The following is an 18,273-nucleotide window of genomic DNA, read 5'->3' on the forward strand; positions in this document are numbered from 1 at the left end:
CTGGTATTTTTTTGGCTCCACCGGGCATGAACCTAACGTTCCTGCACCTCGTATAAGCGATGAAAATCCGTTTTTGGACCTCAGTTCCGGCGTAACGGAATACGGCTTTACTGAAAGCGAGGGTTTGTCGTTAACCAGAAAGGCCGCCCGTAAAGGCGGCCTTTTCGTTTATTGGCAAGGGGGAGTTATACCCCTGATACGCCCCAAATATCCTTGGCGTATTCGTCCACAGCGCGGTCGCTGGAGAAGAAGCCCATGCGGGAGGTGTTCAGCATGGACATGCGCGCCCACGCCGCCTGATCCATAAAGGCATTGGCAGCATCCTGCTGCCTGTAGACATATGAGCGGAAGTCCGCCAGCACCATGTATCTGTCGCCATGGTTCAGCAGGCTCTCCACGACATCTCTGAAGAGATGCGGTTCCGAGGGAGAGAAGAAGCCGCCTGCGATCATGTCCAGCACCTCGCGCAGTTCCGAATCGCGTTCATAGAAGAGACGGGGATTGTATCCCTGCGAACGCATCTCGTTCACCTCGTGCGAAAGAAGGCCGAACAGGAACAGGTTTTCGTTCCCCACGTGCTCCATGATCTCGATATTGGCCCCGTCGTGCGTGCCGATGGTAATGGCGCCGTTCAGGGCGAATTTCATGTTGCCGGTGCCGGAAGCCTCCATACCCGCCGTAGATATCTGCTCGGACAGGTCCGTGGCCGGAATGATGCGTTCCGCCAGCGTGACACAATAGTTCTGCAGGAAGACGACCTTGAGCAGATCGCCCACTCTGGGATCGGTATTAATGGTATAGGCCACCGAATTGATGAGCCGGATAATGTGCTTTGCCATGTAATACCCCGGTGCCGCCTTGCCGCCGAATATATACGTGCGCGGCACGGTCACGCTGCCCGGAGAACTGCGGATGCGGTTATACAGGGCAATGACATGCAGCACGTTCAGAAGCTGCCGCTTGTACTCATGGAAACGCTTCACGTGCACATCGAACAAGCTTTCGGGCATGACGGTAATACCGTTCTTATCCCGGATATACTCGGCCAGCTTGTGCTTGTTCCGCAGCCGCACTTCCATCCAGGCACGGTGAAAACCTTCACTATTGACGTACGGCTCCAGCTTTTTGAGCTGGGCAAGATCCGTAAGCCATTCCGGCCCGATATGCTCGGTAATGAGCCATGCGAGCGTGGGATTGCACTGGCGCAGCCAGCGGCGCGGGGTTATCCCGTTGGTCTTGTTGTTGAACCGCTCGGGGAAGATCTTGTAGAAATCGTGGAACACGCTTTCCTTGAGAATTTCAGAGTGATGCGCGGAAACCCCGTTCACACTGAAGCTGCCCACTATGGCGAGGTGGCTCATGCGCACCCAGCGGCTCTCACCCTCATGGACGAGGGAAACGCGGCCCAGTATGTTCGGATCGTTGGGGAACTGGCGGCGCACATCATGCAGGAACCGCCGGTTGATTTCATGAATGATCTGCAGATGGCGGGGCAGCAGCCTGCGGAACAGGTCTTCGGGCCACACCTCCAACGCTTCGGGAAGAACAGTATGGTTGGTGTAGGCAAAGGTGCGCACGCATATGTACCACGCCTCTTCCCACGTGAGCAGTTCTTCATCCACAAGAATACGCATGAGCTCGGGAATGGCCACGGCAGGATGCGTCTCGTTCAGATGGATGACATTCTTGCGGGGCAGCTGGTCCCATGCAATGCCCTTTTTCCTGAACCGGCGCACGATATCCTGAATGGTGGCAGAGACGAGGAAGAACTGCTGCTTCAGCCTGAGCTCTTTGCCCTCCGGCGCTTCGTCGTTGGGATAAAGCACCATGGAGATGTTCTCATCGCGAATCTTCTCTTCCACGGCTCCGATGTAGTCACCCGTGTTGAAGAAGGAAAACTCGAATTCGCGGCTCGTCTTGGCCGCCCACAGGCGCATGTTCAAAACATAGTCGTTCTTATGGCCGGGAATAAACATATCACAGGCCATGGCCATGACTGTTGTGGCGTTTTCCAGTGAATGCCGCAGGCGCCCCTGCTCATCCACCCACTCGCGCACCTGCCCGTAAAAACGCACGGGGTGCACATAATGGGAACGCTCAAACTCCCAGTGCGTTCCACCGCGCAGCCAGTTGTCGGCCCGCTCCACCTGCCTGCCTTCCTTGATGAGCTGGTAGAAAATACCATACGCGTAGTGTATGCCGTAGCCGTAAGCCGGCAGCCTGAGCGTGGCCATGGAATCGAGGTAGCACGAGGCGAGTCTGCCAAGACCACCGTTCCCCAGACCGGGTTCGTATTCCTCGTCAGCCACGTCATCAAGGCCGAAGCCCATGTCGGTAAGCGCTTCGCGCGCCTCATTCTCAAGCCCAAGCGCGATAAGGTTTTCCCGCAGGAAAGGCCCGGGGAGAAATTCGAGGGAAAGATAATACACGCGTTTTGAACTGCGGCTGTATATATCCCGCTGGCTTGCTATCCATTTTTCTACCAGACGATCGCGCAACGACAAGGCCAGAGCGCGGAACACGGTCTGCCTGTCCGGGCGCTCCGTATCGCGGCCCAGACTGTAGAGAACGTGACGGAGTATATCCTGCTTCAGCGACTCTGCAGGTCTGGTGGCTGGCGCTTCTGGTAAACGGCTTTTCCTGTTTCCGGAATTTTGCGATGTCATAAAGTCCTCCGCTAAAGAGCTGGGGATGAACCAAGGTTTCAACTATATACGCCCTTCTCTTCAGCAGAACATGATAACATGAAAAAATCTGGCCTGATGGAGTTGCCCCTGCGCCCATTCCGGAAACATTCATTCGGATAATATTTCGCCCCTGAAATAAATAGCTTTACAACGTCGGGGAATCGTGTAGATATACCTCTCTCGCGTGACCGGACTTGAGCCATTCCCTCACATCGCCTGTCGTATGCCTCTAGGTGCATACGTAAAGAGATAGGGCGATACTGTTTCGCATCCTACCCGAATCATTAGACTCCCGTCCAGAGCCCAACAAGTCACCACCCGAACCGCCTCGTGCCCTGCCCTATTCAATAATTCGGGCACGCCCCCTGCGGTCGGACGCGCAACCGACAGTCACGCACGGTTGCCCCACTCCTTCCAACATATTTTCAGGAATCCACGTGAGTTTTGAATCCTTTTCTTTCGACCGGCGCATAGTCTCCGGCATCGTTGCGTGCGGGTATGAAACCCCCACCCCCATTCAGGCGGAAACCATCCCCGCCATCCTTCGCGGCCAGGACGTACTTGGCCTCGCCCAGACCGGCACCGGCAAAACCGCAGCGTTTGCCCTGCCCATTCTGCAGCACCTGATCAACTCCGACGCGGACCGTCGCGGCCCCGTGCGCGTGCTGGTACTTGCTCCTACCCGCGAACTTGCTCTGCAGATTCAGGAATCCTTTATTGCACTCGGCAAACAGACCGGTTACCGCAGCGCCGCCGTTTTCGGCGGTGTAGGTATTGTTCCGCAGATCAAGGCCATGCGTTCCTCCGCCATTGCGGTGGCTTGCCCCGGCAGACTGCTCGACCTTGCCAAGCGCGGCGAATGCAACCTCTCCGAGGTAGACATTCTTGTGCTCGACGAAGCGGACCGCATGTTCGACATGGGCTTTCTGCCCGACCTGCGCCGCATTCTGGCACTGCTTCCCGCAAAGCGCCAGAACCTGCTCTTCTCTGCAACCATGCCCGGAGAAATCCGTTCGCTGGCCGGAGAACTGCTGCGCGACCCCGTCACCGTGCAGGTGAACCACACTGTGCCCAAGGCATCCATCGAGCATGTGGCCTACAATGTGCCTTCCCGCCAGAAGACGGGCCTGCTGCAGGCTCTGCTGAAGGAAACCGCACACGAAAGCGTACTCGTCTTCACCCGTACCAAGCATCGCGCCAAAAACGTGGCCCGCTTCCTTGGTGAAAAGGGCTGGCTGGCTACCGCACTGCAGGGCAACCTGTCGCAGAATCGCCGCCAGGAAGCGCTGGACGGTTTCCGTGCCGGCAAGTACAAAATCATGGTTGCCACCGACATTGCCGCTCGCGGCATTGACTGCTCGAGCATTTCCCACGTCATTAACTATGACGTGCCGGATACTGCGGAAACGTACACCCACCGCATCGGCCGTACCGGCCGCGCGGACCGCACCGGCATGGCCATGACCCTTATTTCCGGCGAAGACAATTCGCTGATGCGCACCATCGAACGTTCGCTCGGCAACGTCATTCCCCGCACCAAGCTGGACGGCTTTGTGTGCGATCAGGAAGAAGACGGCGATTTCGGACGCCCCAACGACCGCTTCCCCAAGCGTGGCGGCGACCGTTCCGGCGGCGGCATGAGCCGTGGCAGCAAGTTCGGCAAGCGCCCCGGCGATTTCGCAGACTCCGAACGTGGCAGCCGTCAGGGCTTCCGCGCAGCACGTCCCCGCAGTGAATCTGCTGAAGGCGGCCGCAGCGAAAGACGTGACGACTTACGTCCCGATCGCGCCCCCAAGTCTCAGGATCGTGACTTCGGTCGCTCCATGGACCGTCAGCGCGGTGGCGTACGCTCTCCCTACTCCGACCAGCTCAGCGGCGACGCTCCCCGCTTCGAACGCGCGGCCAAGTCACCCTTCGGCGCCAAGTCCGAAAAGACCGACCGCTTCGTAAGGTCCGACGACAAGCCCTTCCGTGACAAGCCGTTTGGTACCCGCAAGGCTGACGGCGACCGGAGCGAAAGCTTCGGCAGACGCAGCTTCGGCAAGGACGGTTTTGAAGGCAAGAGCGCCGGCAAGCCCGAAGGCTCTGCCCGTCGTTTTGACGGCGACAACCGCCGCCCCGGTGACAAGAGCCGCTTTGACCGTGAAGATTCCGGCCGTAACGACCGCTTCCGTGGCAACGACCGTGGCGAACGCGGCAACGACCGTTTCGCCCGCACCGATCGCGATGCCCGCCCCTCCTTCAAGGCTCGTGGCGAGCAGGCTGAAAACGCCGGTCGCTTCGGCAATGGCGAACGCAAGGGCAACGGCGAAGCACGCTCCGGCTGGCAGAACCGTGACGAACAGCGCACCGGCCGGTTTAACCGTACCGAACGCGAATTCGGCCAGTCCGACCGTCGCGACCGCTTCGAAAAGAAGCCTGACGACCGCTTTGGCCGTCCTTCTGAAAACCGTTTCGGCGGCAAGTCCGAGGACCGTTTCGGTGGTAAATCAGACGACCGCTTCGCCAAGAAGACCGGCGCTGCCCCTTACGGCCGCAAGGCTGAAGACGGCGCAGGCAAAAAGCCGCAGGCACGCTTTGAAGGCAAGTCTGATGACCGCTTCGGACGTAAGTCTGACGATCGTTTTGCCCGCAAGTCTGACGACCGCTTCGGCGGAAACGGCGAACGCTCCGAGCGCGGAGACCGTCCTGCACGCCCCTTCGGCGCACGCAAGAACGGCCGTTCCGATTACGGCAAGCGCTAAACGCCCATTTACAAACAGGTTTTCCTGTGACACAACCCACCCCTCCGGACCCCGCGTCCGGAGGGGTTTTTCTTTTCAAAACATCGCATCCGCATCCCCGAAACCTGCAAGACATGGAACACGACATGAAAACCAGCGACTCCCTGCTCAGTGCCGCCTGTGCCGCCACCATATGCCTGTTTGCCTTCGTCCCCGCAGTCATGGATGCCTATACCTATATCAACGCCGAGTACGGTTTCCTTGCCAGCTTCGTCAAATTTGCCATCCTCGCCACGCTTGGCGAGTGTCTTGCCCTGCGCATAACCAAGGGCATGTACCTGCGGGCAGGATTCGGTCTTGCCCCGCGCATGCTCGTCTGGGGCATATTCGGCATCATCATCAAACTGGCCTTTGTCATTTTCGCCACCGGCGCTCCCAATCTCGTGGCCGCGTTCGGCTTCGGCGAAGACGTGAGCCTGCGGTCCCCCCTGTTCACCGACCGCCTGTTTGCCGCCTTCTGTGTGAGCATTACCATGAACTGCATATTCGCTCCCGTCATGATGGTGGCACACCGCGTCACGGATGAACATATTCTGCGCAACGGCGGCACACTTGCCGGGCTGTTCTCGCGCATGGATATTCCGGCCATCCTCACCGAGATGAACTGGTCCGTCATCTGGAACTTCGTGCTGCGCAAGACCATTCCCATGTTCTGGATTCCCGCGCACACCATCACCTTCATGCTGCCCGCAGAGTTTCGCATTCTCTTTGCGGCGCTGCTCAGTGTAGCGCTCGGCATCATCCTTGCCGTGGCCGGTCTGCGTGGCAGACAATAGGCAACGTCTCCGACGGGGAGGGTTCCACCCCCCACCCGGCAGGGGGATAATCCCCCTGCACCCCTGCAAGGGTAATATCTTGAAAATCCATCACTCCTCTTAATGGCTCCTCAGGCACGCAATCTGTCCTTTACAAAGCGGTCTGTTTGTGTGAGTTAACTGTGTGGGCGTGTGCCCGATGATCCAGTATCCAAACAGCACCCGAAAATGCTCACTGCCGTCCGCGCTTCGCGCGTCCTGACCATGGCCGACCAGCGGCCAGCCTCCCGCAACTGCGTGGAGAAACCGCCCGTTTCCGGCGCGGTACCCATCACTGATTCCGATATTTCCTGCATCCATGACGGCGTGATCGTCGCTGAGAACGGCGTCATCATCGACGTGCTGCCCTATGCAGACTTCACCGCCACATACGGTTTCGCGCCGCAGAACCTTGGCGCAGTCACCATCCTGCCCGGGCTCATCAACTGCCACTGCCATCTGGAACTCTCGCACCTCGGCGGCATTGCCGTGCAACAGCAGGGGTTTCCCGCATGGATAGGCTCGCTGCTTGCCCACATGGGTGAAGCCGTCACCGATCAGGCGCTGGATGCCGCCCTTGCCGAAATGGCCGCCACTGGCACCGTCCATGTGGCCGATGTGAACGGACGCGCCCCCCTGCCCGTATACGAAGCAGCAAAACACCATGATGTGGGCATAGACCTGCAGCTCGAAGTATTCGGCTACGCCTTTCCCGAAGGCTTCACCGCCGCCGACCTGTGGGACTTCTTCCTCTCCGGCACCGCCTCCGGCCTGCCCGACGACGTGCGAAAGCGAAACACCGTTCTCGCGGGGCATGCGCTGTATTCCACCCATCCCGCCGCATTGGTATTTGCAAAGCATTGGTGCCGCTCCCGTGAGCGGCATTTTTCTGTGCACCTCGCGGAGCAGGCGGATGAAGAAGAAATGCTGCTGCGAGGCACCGGCCGCCTGCGCGAGATGCTGAACCAGCGGGTGCTGCCCGCTGACTACAAGGCCCCCGGCATGCGCCCCGTGGCCTACGCCGCCGAGCTTGGCCTGCTGGACAACGGCACCCTTGCCGTGCACTGCGTGCATTGCAACGATGCAGACATTGACCTGCTGCGCGATACCGGCACCCATGTATGCCTGTGCCCCCGATCCAACGAATACATCGGCGTGGGCACAGCTCCGGTACACAAATTTCTGGATGCGGGCCTGAACCTGTGCCTCGGCACAGACAGTCTCGCCTCCAACCACGACCTCAACCTCTGGAACGAGGCCCGCAAGCTGCGGGACGACCAAGGCGTTCCTACCCACACCCTGCTGCGCATGCTCACCGTGAACGGTGCGCACGCACTGGGCCTTTCCGATTCGCTGGGAACGCTGGAACCCGGCAGGCATTTCCGGTATGCTGTGCTGCCGGAGGATTTACTTCTGTAAACCGTTTTGACCCACGACACAGAGTGCGCAACATGCAAGAAAATCAACGCTTCACATGGCCCCACAAGGACCTTTTGGATGTGTCCCAACTGACGGTGGAAGAGGCCAACCATCTGCTCGACACCGCCGAACAGTTCCACGAAATCAACCAGCGGCCCGTGAAGAAGGTGCCGACTCTCAAGGGCAAGAGCGTGGTGCTCTTCTTTGCCGAGGCCAGCACGCGCACCAAGACCTCATTCGATGTGGCGGGCAAGCGCCTTTCCGCAGACACCTTTGCCCTGACCAAGAGCGGGTCCAGCCTGACCAAGGGCGAAAGCCTCAAGGATACCGCGCTCACCCTGCAGGCCATGAATCCGGATGTCATCGTCATCCGCCACTGGTCCAGCGGTGCTGCGCAGTACCTTGCCGAGCGGCTGGACTGCGCCATCGTCAACGCGGGCGACGGCTGGCATGCCCACCCCACGCAGGCCCTGCTGGACGCCTTTTCCCTGCGCCAGCACTGGGGTCGCGACTTCAGCGGCAAGACCCTGCTCATTCTGGGCGACATTCTGCACAGCCGCGTGGCCCGCTCCAACGTCATTCTGCTGAACAAGCTGGGCGCCAAGGTGCGTGTGTGCGCGCCCCGCACCCTGCTGCCCGCAGGCGTGAACGACTGGCCTGTGACCGTGTACACCAATCTTAATGAAGCCGTGCAGGGCGTGGATGCCGTGATGTGCCTGCGCCTGCAGCTGGAACGCCAGCAGGCGGGTCTGCTGCCCGACCTTTCCGAATACGCCACCACCTACTGCCTCACGGCCCGCCATCTTGCCATGGCCGCCCCGGGCGCGCTGGTGATGCACCCCGGCCCCATGAACCGCGGGCTGGAAATCGCCTCCGACATCGCCGACTGCGCAGAAAGCCTTGTGCTCACGCAGGTGGCCTCCGGCGTGGCCGTGCGCATGGCCATTCTCTTTCTTCACGCAACCCGCAAAGACGGAGGCTCCAAATGAGCAGCATCCTGATCATACAAAACGCGCAGTATCTCGGTGAAACCGTCGATATCGTCGTGCGTGACGGCAAGATTGAATCCGTCGGTCCCAAAGCAGACATTCCTGATGGCGCGGAAGTGTTCGATGCGGCCGGTCTGAAGGTCTTCCCCAGTTTCATAGACTGCCACGTGCATCTGCGCGAGCCCGGTTTCGAATACAAGGAAGACATCAATTCCGGCCTGCGCTGCGCCGCGCACGGCGGTTTTGGCGCGGTCATGGCCATGGCCAACACCAGGCCCGTGAACGACACCGCATCCATCACCAGAACCATGCTCGCCAAGGCCAAGGCAACCTGGCCGCACGGCCCGCGCCTGTATCCCGTGGGTGCTGCCACCGTCGGGCTGGACGGCAAGGAACTTGCCCCCATGGCGGAACTGGCCGCAGCCGGCTGCGCCGCCATTTCCAACGACGGCAAGCCCGTGGGCGGTGCCGAAATGTTCCGTCGCTGCATGGAATACGCCCACACCTACGGGCTCATTGTCATTGACCACTGCGAAGACCCCTCCCTCGCCAAAGACACGCACATGAACGAAGGGGCCACCAGCGGCCGCATCGGCGTGAAGGGGCAGAGCGTGGTGGCGGAATCCATGCAGGCGGCACGCGACATCCTGCTTTCCGAATATCTCGACATTCCCGTGCACCTTGCGCACATCAGCTGCAAGCAGTCCGTGGAGCTTATCCGCTGGGCCAAAGAACGCGGGGTGCGCGTGACTGCGGAAACCTGCCCGCACTACCTGCTCATCGACGATTCCGAACTGGAAAATTACTCCACCATGGCCAAGGTGAATCCACCACTGCGCACGCCTGCGGATGTGCAGGCCATGCGCGAGGCGCTGAAGGACGGCACCATAGACATTCTGGTAACCGACCACGCCCCGCACGCCGAGCATGAAAAGGAATGCACGCTGGATGAGGCCCCCAACGGCATCTCCGGCATGGATTCCGCCGTGGCGCTCACATGGACGCTGGTAACGGACGGACTTATCTCCGAAGCTGATTTCATCAAACGCTGGTGCCATGAGCCTGCACGCATTTTCAACCTGCCCATCAACGGCTTTGCAAAGGGCGACCCTGCAGACTTCTTCCTCTTCGACCCCGAAGAACACTGGGCGCTCACGCCGGAGGCCATGCAGTCCAAGGGCAAGAACACGCCCTTCCTCGGCCGCATGCTCAAAGGACGCGTTAAAGCCCACTGGATGGGCGGCGTGAAGATCGTGTAGCAACCGCGCACGGCATGGCATTGCACGTTTCGCGACGGGCATTGCATCAGATAATTACGGATATCACAAAGGGCGGCACCATTAGGGTGCCGCTCTGCTATCCTGTACCACTACGCTACCGGAACATCCTCGGTATCAGGGTGTCGCAAACAGAAGCAAAACAGCGTACACTGGGAAATCAAAGCGTAACTGCCTGTTCAAACAGCCATGATTCGCTTGACATTGTCCGCTTCCCCTGTGAAGCAGAAGCGGTATTGAACAGTACTTTCATGCCCGCTGGCAGTAACGGGCATGCCATATCAGGAGGATGAATGAGTCAGCCTTTCAAGGATGCCATCGGTATCTGCAAAACCATTATGCGTAACGGGTACGACGCCTACGTGGTGAACACCCTGCTGCAGAAGGAACTGCACAACGAAGACCGCGAAGCGGAAATCGATATCGCCTGCGAGCCCACCGTTGAAGAACTTACGCGCCTCTTCCCCGGCCTGCAGTCTTCGCCCATTCAGGGCGCGCTTGGCCTGCTCAAGGAGGGCGGCATCACCTTCCACTTCTATCCGGCCGACACCGAAGACGCATCGCACCCCGAGGCGACACTTGCACGCATCACCCCGCGCCTGCTCAAGCGTCTGGAAGAAACCGGCTCGCTGCCCGCACACCTTGCCTGTCCGTACATTCCCCGCACCTACGAAACCTATGACGGCTTCGTCAGCTTTAACGTGGGCGAAATTCGTATGGAAGGCATTCCGGACGAAACCCTGCGCCGCAACTACCTGCTGGGCATCCGTGCCCTGCGTTTTGCCGCCAACTTTGACCTGCCGCTGGAAAAGAATACATGGATGGCCATCGTAAAGGGCGCATCCCGCATTCTGGACTACGTGCCCGTGACCGAGATCATGGACGAATGGCGCAAGGTGGAAGCGGAAAACATGTGGAAGTTCGTGCAGCTTCTGTTCGAATCCATGATTTTGCACGGCCTGCTGCCCGAAATTGCAGCACTTTCCCGCGTTATTCAGATCAAGAACGAAGAAGGCGAACAGGAAACCGTGCTTGAGCACACCATCGGCGTGATGCACAAGTATCCGGAAGAGTTCACCTACGACTGGCTCGGCACCTTTGCAGTGCTGTTCCACGATGTGGGCAAGCTCTACACTGCGGAACACGACGGCGAACGCTGGACCTTCTACCAGCATCACCGCGTGGGCGCGAAGGTAACAAGAAAGCTCCTTTCCCGCCTTTCCATTCCCCAGCAGGATGTGGACCTCATCTGCCACCTTGTGCGGCAGCACCTGCGTTTCCACTCCATGCTGACGGAACGCGGTATCCGCCGCTTCAAGGCGCTGGATGAATACCCCCGCCTTATCGAGCTGGCCCGTGCAGACCTCAAGGCCCGCGGCGTTGCGCTTACCTCCTTCAATCACAATATGAAGTATCTGGAACGCGCAGACACCCCCGAGCAGATGACCGAACCGTATCTGAACGGTAACGACATCATGGAAGCCACCGGCCTCAAGCCCGGACCGCATGTTGGTATTATTCGTGACGCCCTGCTCAAGGCCCAGATCGCCGGTCAGGTGAACTCGGTTGAGGAAGCAGTGGAGTATGTGAAAGCGTATAAGTTGTAGATTGCGGCTAGCGCCATAGAGAAGAAATAAAAATCCCCCCGGAAGCGAAAGCGTCCGGGGGGATTTGTGCTTGATATTCCAATATCCAACCGAGTATATTACTAAACAAAGGAAACCGAGAGGAAAAACATGTCACGCCCTCCAGCTCTGACAGAGCAACAAAAAATACGCTTGAAAATCTTAAAAGCACAACTATTTGATTCTTGCAGAAAAAAAGACAGAGATGGCGCAATATCTATACTAAACGACCTTAGAGGACTCTTATTAAACACAAACCATCACACAAAATACTATGAAATGCTCTTGGTATATTGTGAATTATTAATAAATACAGACAACTCAGACCAAGCGATAAAAATACTAAACAAAGTATCTACAAAGACATCGAGCAAAACCAGAATAAATCAAGAGTCTTTTATTTTAAAATCTATAGCGCATCTTCATCTTCACGAATATGAAGATTTCAATAAATGTATAAAAATCGTATTTGACTCAACTGCAATAAAGGATACCAAACGAAGAGAGGAATTCATTAAATTTATTGGTAAACGACTCGAGGAAGAATGTTTAATTATTTCACTAAAATCAGAACAATATCACAAAATAGATACAGACAAAATACTGTCTGAACTAGAAACAGTATTCCGCAAGAACTTAAGCGACGTCGACATACTGGCGGGAATTGGCAAGTCACTCCCTCCAAAAACAATAGATTTCATATCAAACATCAACAATTTAGCTAGAATGCAGTTAGTTGGCGCTGAAAAATTAATGCTTCCCCCACCCCCGCAAGAAAACGAAGAAAGAAAACTGGGAGAACGATTACTCAACTCAATATCTAGAAGAACTTGGTTAACACTTTGCGAAAAGAACAGTAAGTGTAAATACATTATTGACACACTAGGCAACCCAGGAACAGCAATAAGCACAATAGCATACAACATTTTTTCGACAGCACCAATATTGGGTGCGCAAACCATAGCCTGCTTAACAGCTGTAATTTTAAAGCAAGGAATCGATAAATACTGTAAATCCTACAAACCACAATTACTCATGCAAGTGCGCTATTCGAAATCAACTCAATAGTCTAAAAAAAACACATCACCCATGCCCATCCTCAACATAACCATCCCTGTCTTCAACCGGCCCGAGCTGACGCGGCGGACCATTGAGGCGGTGCGGAAAAACACCAAACTCCCGCACACGCTTACTGCTGTGGACAACGGCAGCGAGCCGGAAACGCAGGACTTGTTGCGGGAGCTGAAGGAACACGGGCAGCTGGATTATCTGTTCCGGCTGGAGAAGAACTACGGGGTGGCAGTGGCGGCCAATGTGGGCTGGCGGCTCATTCAGGCCCCCATCTATATGAAGCTGGACAATGATGTGGTCATCCACAACCCCAAGTGGCTGGATATCGTGCTCCTGCACATGAAAAAGGCTCCGCGCGATGCCGTGTGGGGCGCGGACCTGAACAATCAGATGCGGAACAAGTCGTTTGTTCCGAGGCCAAACGGGCTGATAGGCAGCACCATCGCGCATGTTTCCGGCGGGGCCATACTCATTCCCAAAGGCATTTCAGACATTGCCGGTTACTGGTGCGAAGACTACGGCCTCTATGGATGTGAAGACGGCGACTACGGCGAAAAACTGAAAAGCCTGAAGATCGACCAATACTATTTCGACCACACTCCCTTCATGGAGCACCTCGGCCACGACAGCGATTCCATGAAAAGCGATTTCGGACTGGATAAAAGCGCCACGCAGGACCAGTTCCGCAAGCTCTACACCACCAATTTTCTCCTCTACGGCATGGGCTACAGAGCCCCCAACACGCCGCCGCAGTTCATCCCCGACAGCTTCGACGGCTACACACTCACCATGCAGAGCAACACCCACTACAAACCCATATGGAGAAGCCTGCTCGAGTTCCACAACATCCGCATGAACCACATGTTCGACAAGGAACTCAACGCCCACTACCTGAACCTGCTCGTCACCGCGCAGAACAAACATTGGGTGCAGGCAGCCTTTGATGCGGAGCGGGCATACGAACGCATACGCAGGCAGATCGGACAGCCTGAATAGCCCCCGCGGGACTGCACGCCATGCCCGCCAAGCGTGGTAGGTGCGATTGATGCGTCATGCCCGCCATAGCCGCCATGTGTGGCAGACGCGACAGGCACGACAGGCACGGCAAGTACGCCACGGTACGACAGACACGGCATAGACCATTTGTAAGAACCCTTCCGTCACGCCGCCGCATACAGGCATCCCCTGCGCACTTGCGCAATCTCGCCTTTTCCCGTACCAATCCGGCACAGCGGGACCTACCCCCAACGTGTATATTCCTCGTCCCGCCAACTTTCCGGAGCATTGCATGGTCGATATTCTCAATCTTACCTTTTCCGAATTGGAAGCCTTTCTGGTAGAGCGCGGCGAAAAAGCCTTCCGCGCCAAACAGATATGGCAGTGGCTGTGGAACAAGTACACGCGTGATTTCGACGCCATGACGAACGTTTCCAAGCCTACCCGCGCACTGCTCAAGGAGCAGGCTGCCATCATCTGGCCCGAAGTGGTGACCATGCAGAAAAGCAAGGACGGCACCACAAAGTTTCTGCTGCGCCTCACAGACGGCGCGCTGGTGGAAACCGTGCTCATTCCCGGTGCCAGCGGCAGGCTCACGCAGTGCCTTTCCTGTCAGGTGGGCTGCGCCATGGGCTGCACCTTCTGCTCCACCGGCACCATGGGCTTTGAACGCAACATGACCATGGCGGAAATTCTGGGTCAGGTGCTCGTTGCCCGCGAATATCTGCAGGACGATGCCGCCAACCCCATTCTGCGCAACCTCGTCTTCATGGGCATGGGCGAACCGCTCCTGAACATGAAGGAACTGATGCGCAGCCTCGAAAGCCTGAACAGCGTGCTTGGCCTGCAGTTCTCCCCGCGCCGTATCACTGTTTCCACCTGCGGCATAGAAAAGGGCCTGATGGAACTCGGCGAAACCGGCCTTGCCTATCTGGCTGTGTCGCTGCACGCCCCCACGCAGGAACTGCGCAAGCAGATCATGCCCAAGGCCGCCAACTGGCATCTGGATGATCTGATCACCGCGCTGGAAAACTACCCGCTCAAAACCCGCGAGCGCATCACCTACGAATACCTGCTGCTCGGCGGTGTGAATGATACTGAGGAGCATGCCCGCCAGCTGGTAAAGCTGGTTTCCCGTACCAAGGGCAAGCTGAACCTCATCGTCTACAACCCCTCGGAAGGCGATCCCTACAAGGCCCCCACCGAAAAGGCCATTCTCGCCTTTGAACAGGTGCTGTGGTCCAAGAACATCACCGCCATCATCCGCAAATCCAAGGGCGCAGATATTAAAGCCGCCTGCGGCCAGCTGAAGGCATCGCAGCAGCTGGAATGCGGCAACGCAGAGGCGAAGTGCTAGATCATTGAGGGACTGAAAGATACTCAAAGCCCGGGAGATGGTGTCTCCCGGGTTTTTTTGTTTGGAGTAGTACGGGATTGATTGACGAGACAGAATATGAGTTCCCCATGTTTGCCCCCCTGAAACGCCTGTGCCGATTGGAAGCGCTTCGCTTCCACGGCAAGACAGAGTCACCAGTCGCCCCCAGCGGGGCGAGGCAGGGGGAGTCCAGAGGGGGCCTTGCTGAGGGGCGGCACGCCCCGGCTGAGGCCCCGCTCTGGTCCCGCGGGAGTTTTAGCCGTTGGCGAGTCTTCGAGCCTTACGGATAAAGACAGCAGAGCGGCGGCAACGGGCATAACAAGCCAGAACTCCACGTAGTCGGCAAAAGGGCCCCCTCTTAAGATCAACATTTACATCCCCCCAACTTCCACCTACCATACGCGATTGATCGGGCCCGCGCCCCAACCCCAACCCCGAACATAATCATGTCTGTAAAAGAACGCCTCGGCCTTACAACGGAACCGCTCTACCTCATGGACGGCTCCGCATTCATATTCCGCGCCTTCTACGCCATGCAGTCCATGCAGCGCTCCGACGGCTTTCCCACCAACGCGCTGTTCATCGTCACCCGCATTCTGCTCAAGTTCCTCAAGGACGAGCAGCCCACCTATTTCGGCTTCATCCTCGACGGCAAAGGCAAGAATTTCCGTCACGAGACGTATCCCGAATACAAGGCCAACCGTTCCGCCACGCCGGAACCGCTGGTGCAGCAGCTCGACCCCATCAAGCAGGCAGTGCGCACGCTCGGCCTGCATCTGGAAATTTCCGACAACTGCGAGGCGGACGACTGCATCGCCTCCCTTGCCGCACGCTACAAGAAGGAACGCCCCGTCATCATCATCGGCGCGGACAAGGACCTGAAGCAGTGTCTGGACGAAAACGTGTTCATGTGGGACCCCGGCGTGAAGCAGGAAAAGCTCACCACCCTTGCCGAATTCCGTGAAGAGACCGGACTTGAACCCTCACAGTGGGCCGATTTTCAGGCCATTATCGGCGACTCGTCGGACAACATCCCCGGCGTCCCCGGCATAGGCCCCAAGACTGCGGAAAAGATCTTTGCGGACTACCCCACGCTGGAGGCCATCCGCGACAATTTTGATGCGCTCGCCCCCACGCTGCAGAAGAAGTTCGCCGACCATCTGGAGAACATGTTCACCTTCCGCACGCTTACCACGCTCTCCACGGCGCAGTGCGACAGCCTGACGCTGGACCACTTCCGCATCGACCCCATCGACGGTGACAAGACCGCCGACTTCCTGCGCGAATATGAACTGCGCGCCCTGCTCAAGGATGTGGCTGCCCTTGCCCCTGTCTCCGCCAAGGTGAACACGCCTGCCACAGCCAAGCCCGCCGCGAGCGACAAGCCCGCAGCAAAATCCGGCACCGGCTCCATGCAGCTTGGCCTGTTCGATGCTCCGGCGGCACCCGCTGCCGCACCTGTCGCAGGCCACGGCAGCCATGCTCCCGAACATGGCACGAATGGCAACGCGAACCGCACGAGCTCCCTCAAGCTGGAAGATGTTACCGATGTTTCCGCCCTGCCGGACTGCTCCGGCAAGCGCATAGCTCTGGTACCCATGGGCGAAATGCTCAAGAGGCCGGAATGCACCATGCCCTCGCTGCTGGACATGACCGCTGAAGAAGCCAAGCCGGAAGCATGCATCATCAACGTGCATGTGGAAGGCAGCGACCGCGAATACCGCTATTCCGGCTCACTCACCGCGCTGGCAGGCTATGCCACCACGGCCGATACGGTCATTGCACCGGATGTGAAAGCCCTTTTGAGCATCAAAAGTGGCTGGCGTTCCGTGGAATCGTCTCGCTGGTTCGATCTGGGGCTTGCCGCCTACCTGCTCGATCCTGAAGACCGCGATTACTCGTGGCGCAGGCTTTCCGCACGGGCGGACGAATTTGAGGTGGCCGCTGAAAATCCCGCACAGCTCGCCTTTGCCCTTGCTGACGACTTCATGCGCCGCCTGCAGGGTGCCGACCTTGTCACGCTCATGCGGGAGCTGGAACTGCCGCTCATCCGCGTGCTGGCAGACATGGAAGAGATCGGCATCCACATAGACGGCACCGCCTTCACCGCCTTTCTCACCGAAGTGCAGCGCGAACTGGACCGCCTGACCAAGGCCATTTACGAAGCGGCCGGAGGATCGTTCAACATCCGCTCCGCCCAGCAACTCGGCGACCTGCTTTTCAACAAGCTGGGACTCAAGCCCAAGGGCAAGACCAAGGGCGGGCAGATTTCCACCTCGCAGGCCGTGCTGGAAAAGCTGGCAGGCGAGCACGAGGTCATCGACCTTATTCTGGAATACCGCACGCTGGAAAAACTGCGCTCCACCTACCTTGAGCCCATGCCGCGCCTTGCGGATGCGCAGGGCCGCATACACACCACGTTCAACCAGCTGGCAACGGCCACGGGCCGCCTGTCGTCCAGCAACCCGAACCTGCAGAACATTCCCGTGCGCGGCCAGTTCGGCCCGCGCATGCGCGCCTGTTTTACCGCGCGCAAGGGCTGCAAGCTCGTCTCTGCGGACTACTCGCAGATTGAACTGCGCGTGCTGGCCCACTGCTCACAAGACCCCACCCTGCTCGAAGCCTTCCGCAACGATCAGGACATTCACAGCAGCACGGCTTCCGTCCTTTTTGACGTGCCCACCACCGAGGTGTCGTCCGACCAGCGCCGCAACGCCAAGACCATCAACTTCGGACTCGTGTACGGCATGGGGCCGCAGAAGCTGGCGCAGGAGCTGAAAATATCCCTCACCGAGGCCAAGGAATTCATCGAACGCTACTTCTCCAAACTGCAGCAGCTCAAGGCCTTCTATGAGCAGGTGGAAGCGAATGCCAAGGAACACGGCTACGTCACCACACTCATCGGCCGCCGCCGCAACGTGCCGGAGATTCAGTCAGGCAACAACCAGATGCAGTCTCAGGCGCGGCGTCAGGCCATTAACACCGTCATTCAGGGCAGCGCGGCAGACATCATCAAAATAGCCATGCTGCGCACCGCGCAGGATGCCGAATTGAAAACGCTGAAAGCCCGCCTTGTCCTGCAGGTACACGACGAACTGCTGCTGGAAGTACCCACAGAGAATGCCGAAGCAGCCGCCAGGCGTCTCGCCGACATCATGACCGGCGTGCACCCCGGCGGTACAGCGCTGGACGTGCCGCTCAAGGTGGATTACGGCATCGGCGACGGCTGGCACGAGGCGCACTAAGCGTCATCCCGC

Annotated in this window: 11 protein-coding genes; 10 read left to right on the forward strand and 1 reads right to left on the reverse strand. The window is 58.1% G+C overall.

Annotated elements, in window-relative coordinates; translation table 11 throughout:
* Nucleotides 1–185: 185 nt before the first annotated feature.
* Nucleotides 186–2,666 (reverse strand): glycogen/starch/alpha-glucan phosphorylase, encoded by a 2,481-nt coding sequence (locus HUV30_RS01815; RefSeq protein WP_174403682.1) that lies wholly within the window; start codon nt 2,664–2,666, stop codon nt 186–188.
* Nucleotides 2,667–3,124: 458 nt separating this feature from the next.
* On the opposite strand from HUV30_RS01815, the gene HUV30_RS18505 reads away from it, so the two are divergent.
* The 10 genes from HUV30_RS18505 to polA all read left to right on the forward strand — a co-directional run bounded on the left by HUV30_RS18505 (nt 3,125) and on the right by polA (nt 18,261).
* Nucleotides 3,125–5,431, forward strand: coding sequence for a DEAD/DEAH box helicase (locus HUV30_RS18505; protein WP_174403683.1), 2,307 nt, complete (start codon nt 3,125–3,127; stop codon nt 5,429–5,431).
* 125 nt (nt 5,432–5,556) lie between these two features.
* Nucleotides 5,557–6,246, forward strand: a complete 690-nt coding sequence (locus tag HUV30_RS01825) for an Mpv17/PMP22 family protein (protein ID WP_174403684.1) — start codon at nt 5,557–5,559, stop codon at nt 6,244–6,246.
* Between the two features lie 207 nt (nt 6,247–6,453).
* A complete protein-coding gene (locus HUV30_RS01830; protein WP_174403685.1) occupies nt 6,454–7,683 on the forward strand; it encodes an amidohydrolase family protein in 1,230 nt (409 codons plus the stop codon).
* Nucleotides 7,684–7,715: 32 nt separating this feature from the next.
* Nucleotides 7,716–8,672 carry an aspartate carbamoyltransferase catalytic subunit gene (locus HUV30_RS01835; protein ID WP_174403686.1) on the forward strand — a complete coding sequence of 319 codons (957 nt, stop codon included), beginning with the start codon at nt 7,716–7,718 and terminating at the stop codon, nt 8,670–8,672.
* On the forward strand, nt 8,669–9,931 hold the full coding sequence (locus HUV30_RS01840; protein WP_174403687.1) for a dihydroorotase: 1,263 nt from the start codon (nt 8,669–8,671) through the stop codon (nt 9,929–9,931). Before HUV30_RS01835 ends, HUV30_RS01840 begins: the two co-directional genes overlap by 4 nt.
* 311 nt (nt 9,932–10,242) lie before the next feature.
* On the forward strand, nt 10,243–11,556 hold the full coding sequence (locus HUV30_RS01845; RefSeq protein WP_174403688.1) for an HD domain-containing protein: 1,314 nt from the start codon (nt 10,243–10,245) through the stop codon (nt 11,554–11,556).
* A 129-nt stretch (nt 11,557–11,685) separates the two neighbouring features.
* Nucleotides 11,686–12,642, forward strand: coding sequence for a hypothetical protein (locus HUV30_RS01850; RefSeq protein WP_174403689.1), 957 nt, complete (start codon nt 11,686–11,688; stop codon nt 12,640–12,642).
* 21 nt (nt 12,643–12,663) lie between these two features.
* On the forward strand, nt 12,664–13,641 hold the full coding sequence (locus tag HUV30_RS01855; protein WP_174403690.1) for a glycosyltransferase: 978 nt from the start codon (nt 12,664–12,666) through the stop codon (nt 13,639–13,641).
* Nucleotides 13,642–13,933: 292 nt separating this feature from the next.
* Nucleotides 13,934–14,998, forward strand: coding sequence for a dual-specificity RNA methyltransferase RlmN (rlmN, locus tag HUV30_RS01860; RefSeq protein ID WP_174403691.1), 1,065 nt, complete (start codon nt 13,934–13,936; stop codon nt 14,996–14,998).
* Between the two features lie 464 nt (nt 14,999–15,462).
* Entirely contained in the window at nt 15,463–18,261 is a 2,799-nt protein-coding gene (polA, locus tag HUV30_RS01865) for a DNA polymerase I (RefSeq protein WP_174403692.1), read from the forward strand.
* Nucleotides 18,262–18,273: the final 12 nt, after the last annotated feature.

This window comes from Desulfovibrio subterraneus (genome assembly GCF_013340285.1).
GTDB lineage: Bacteria > Desulfobacterota > Desulfovibrionia > Desulfovibrionales > Desulfovibrionaceae > Halodesulfovibrio > Halodesulfovibrio subterraneus.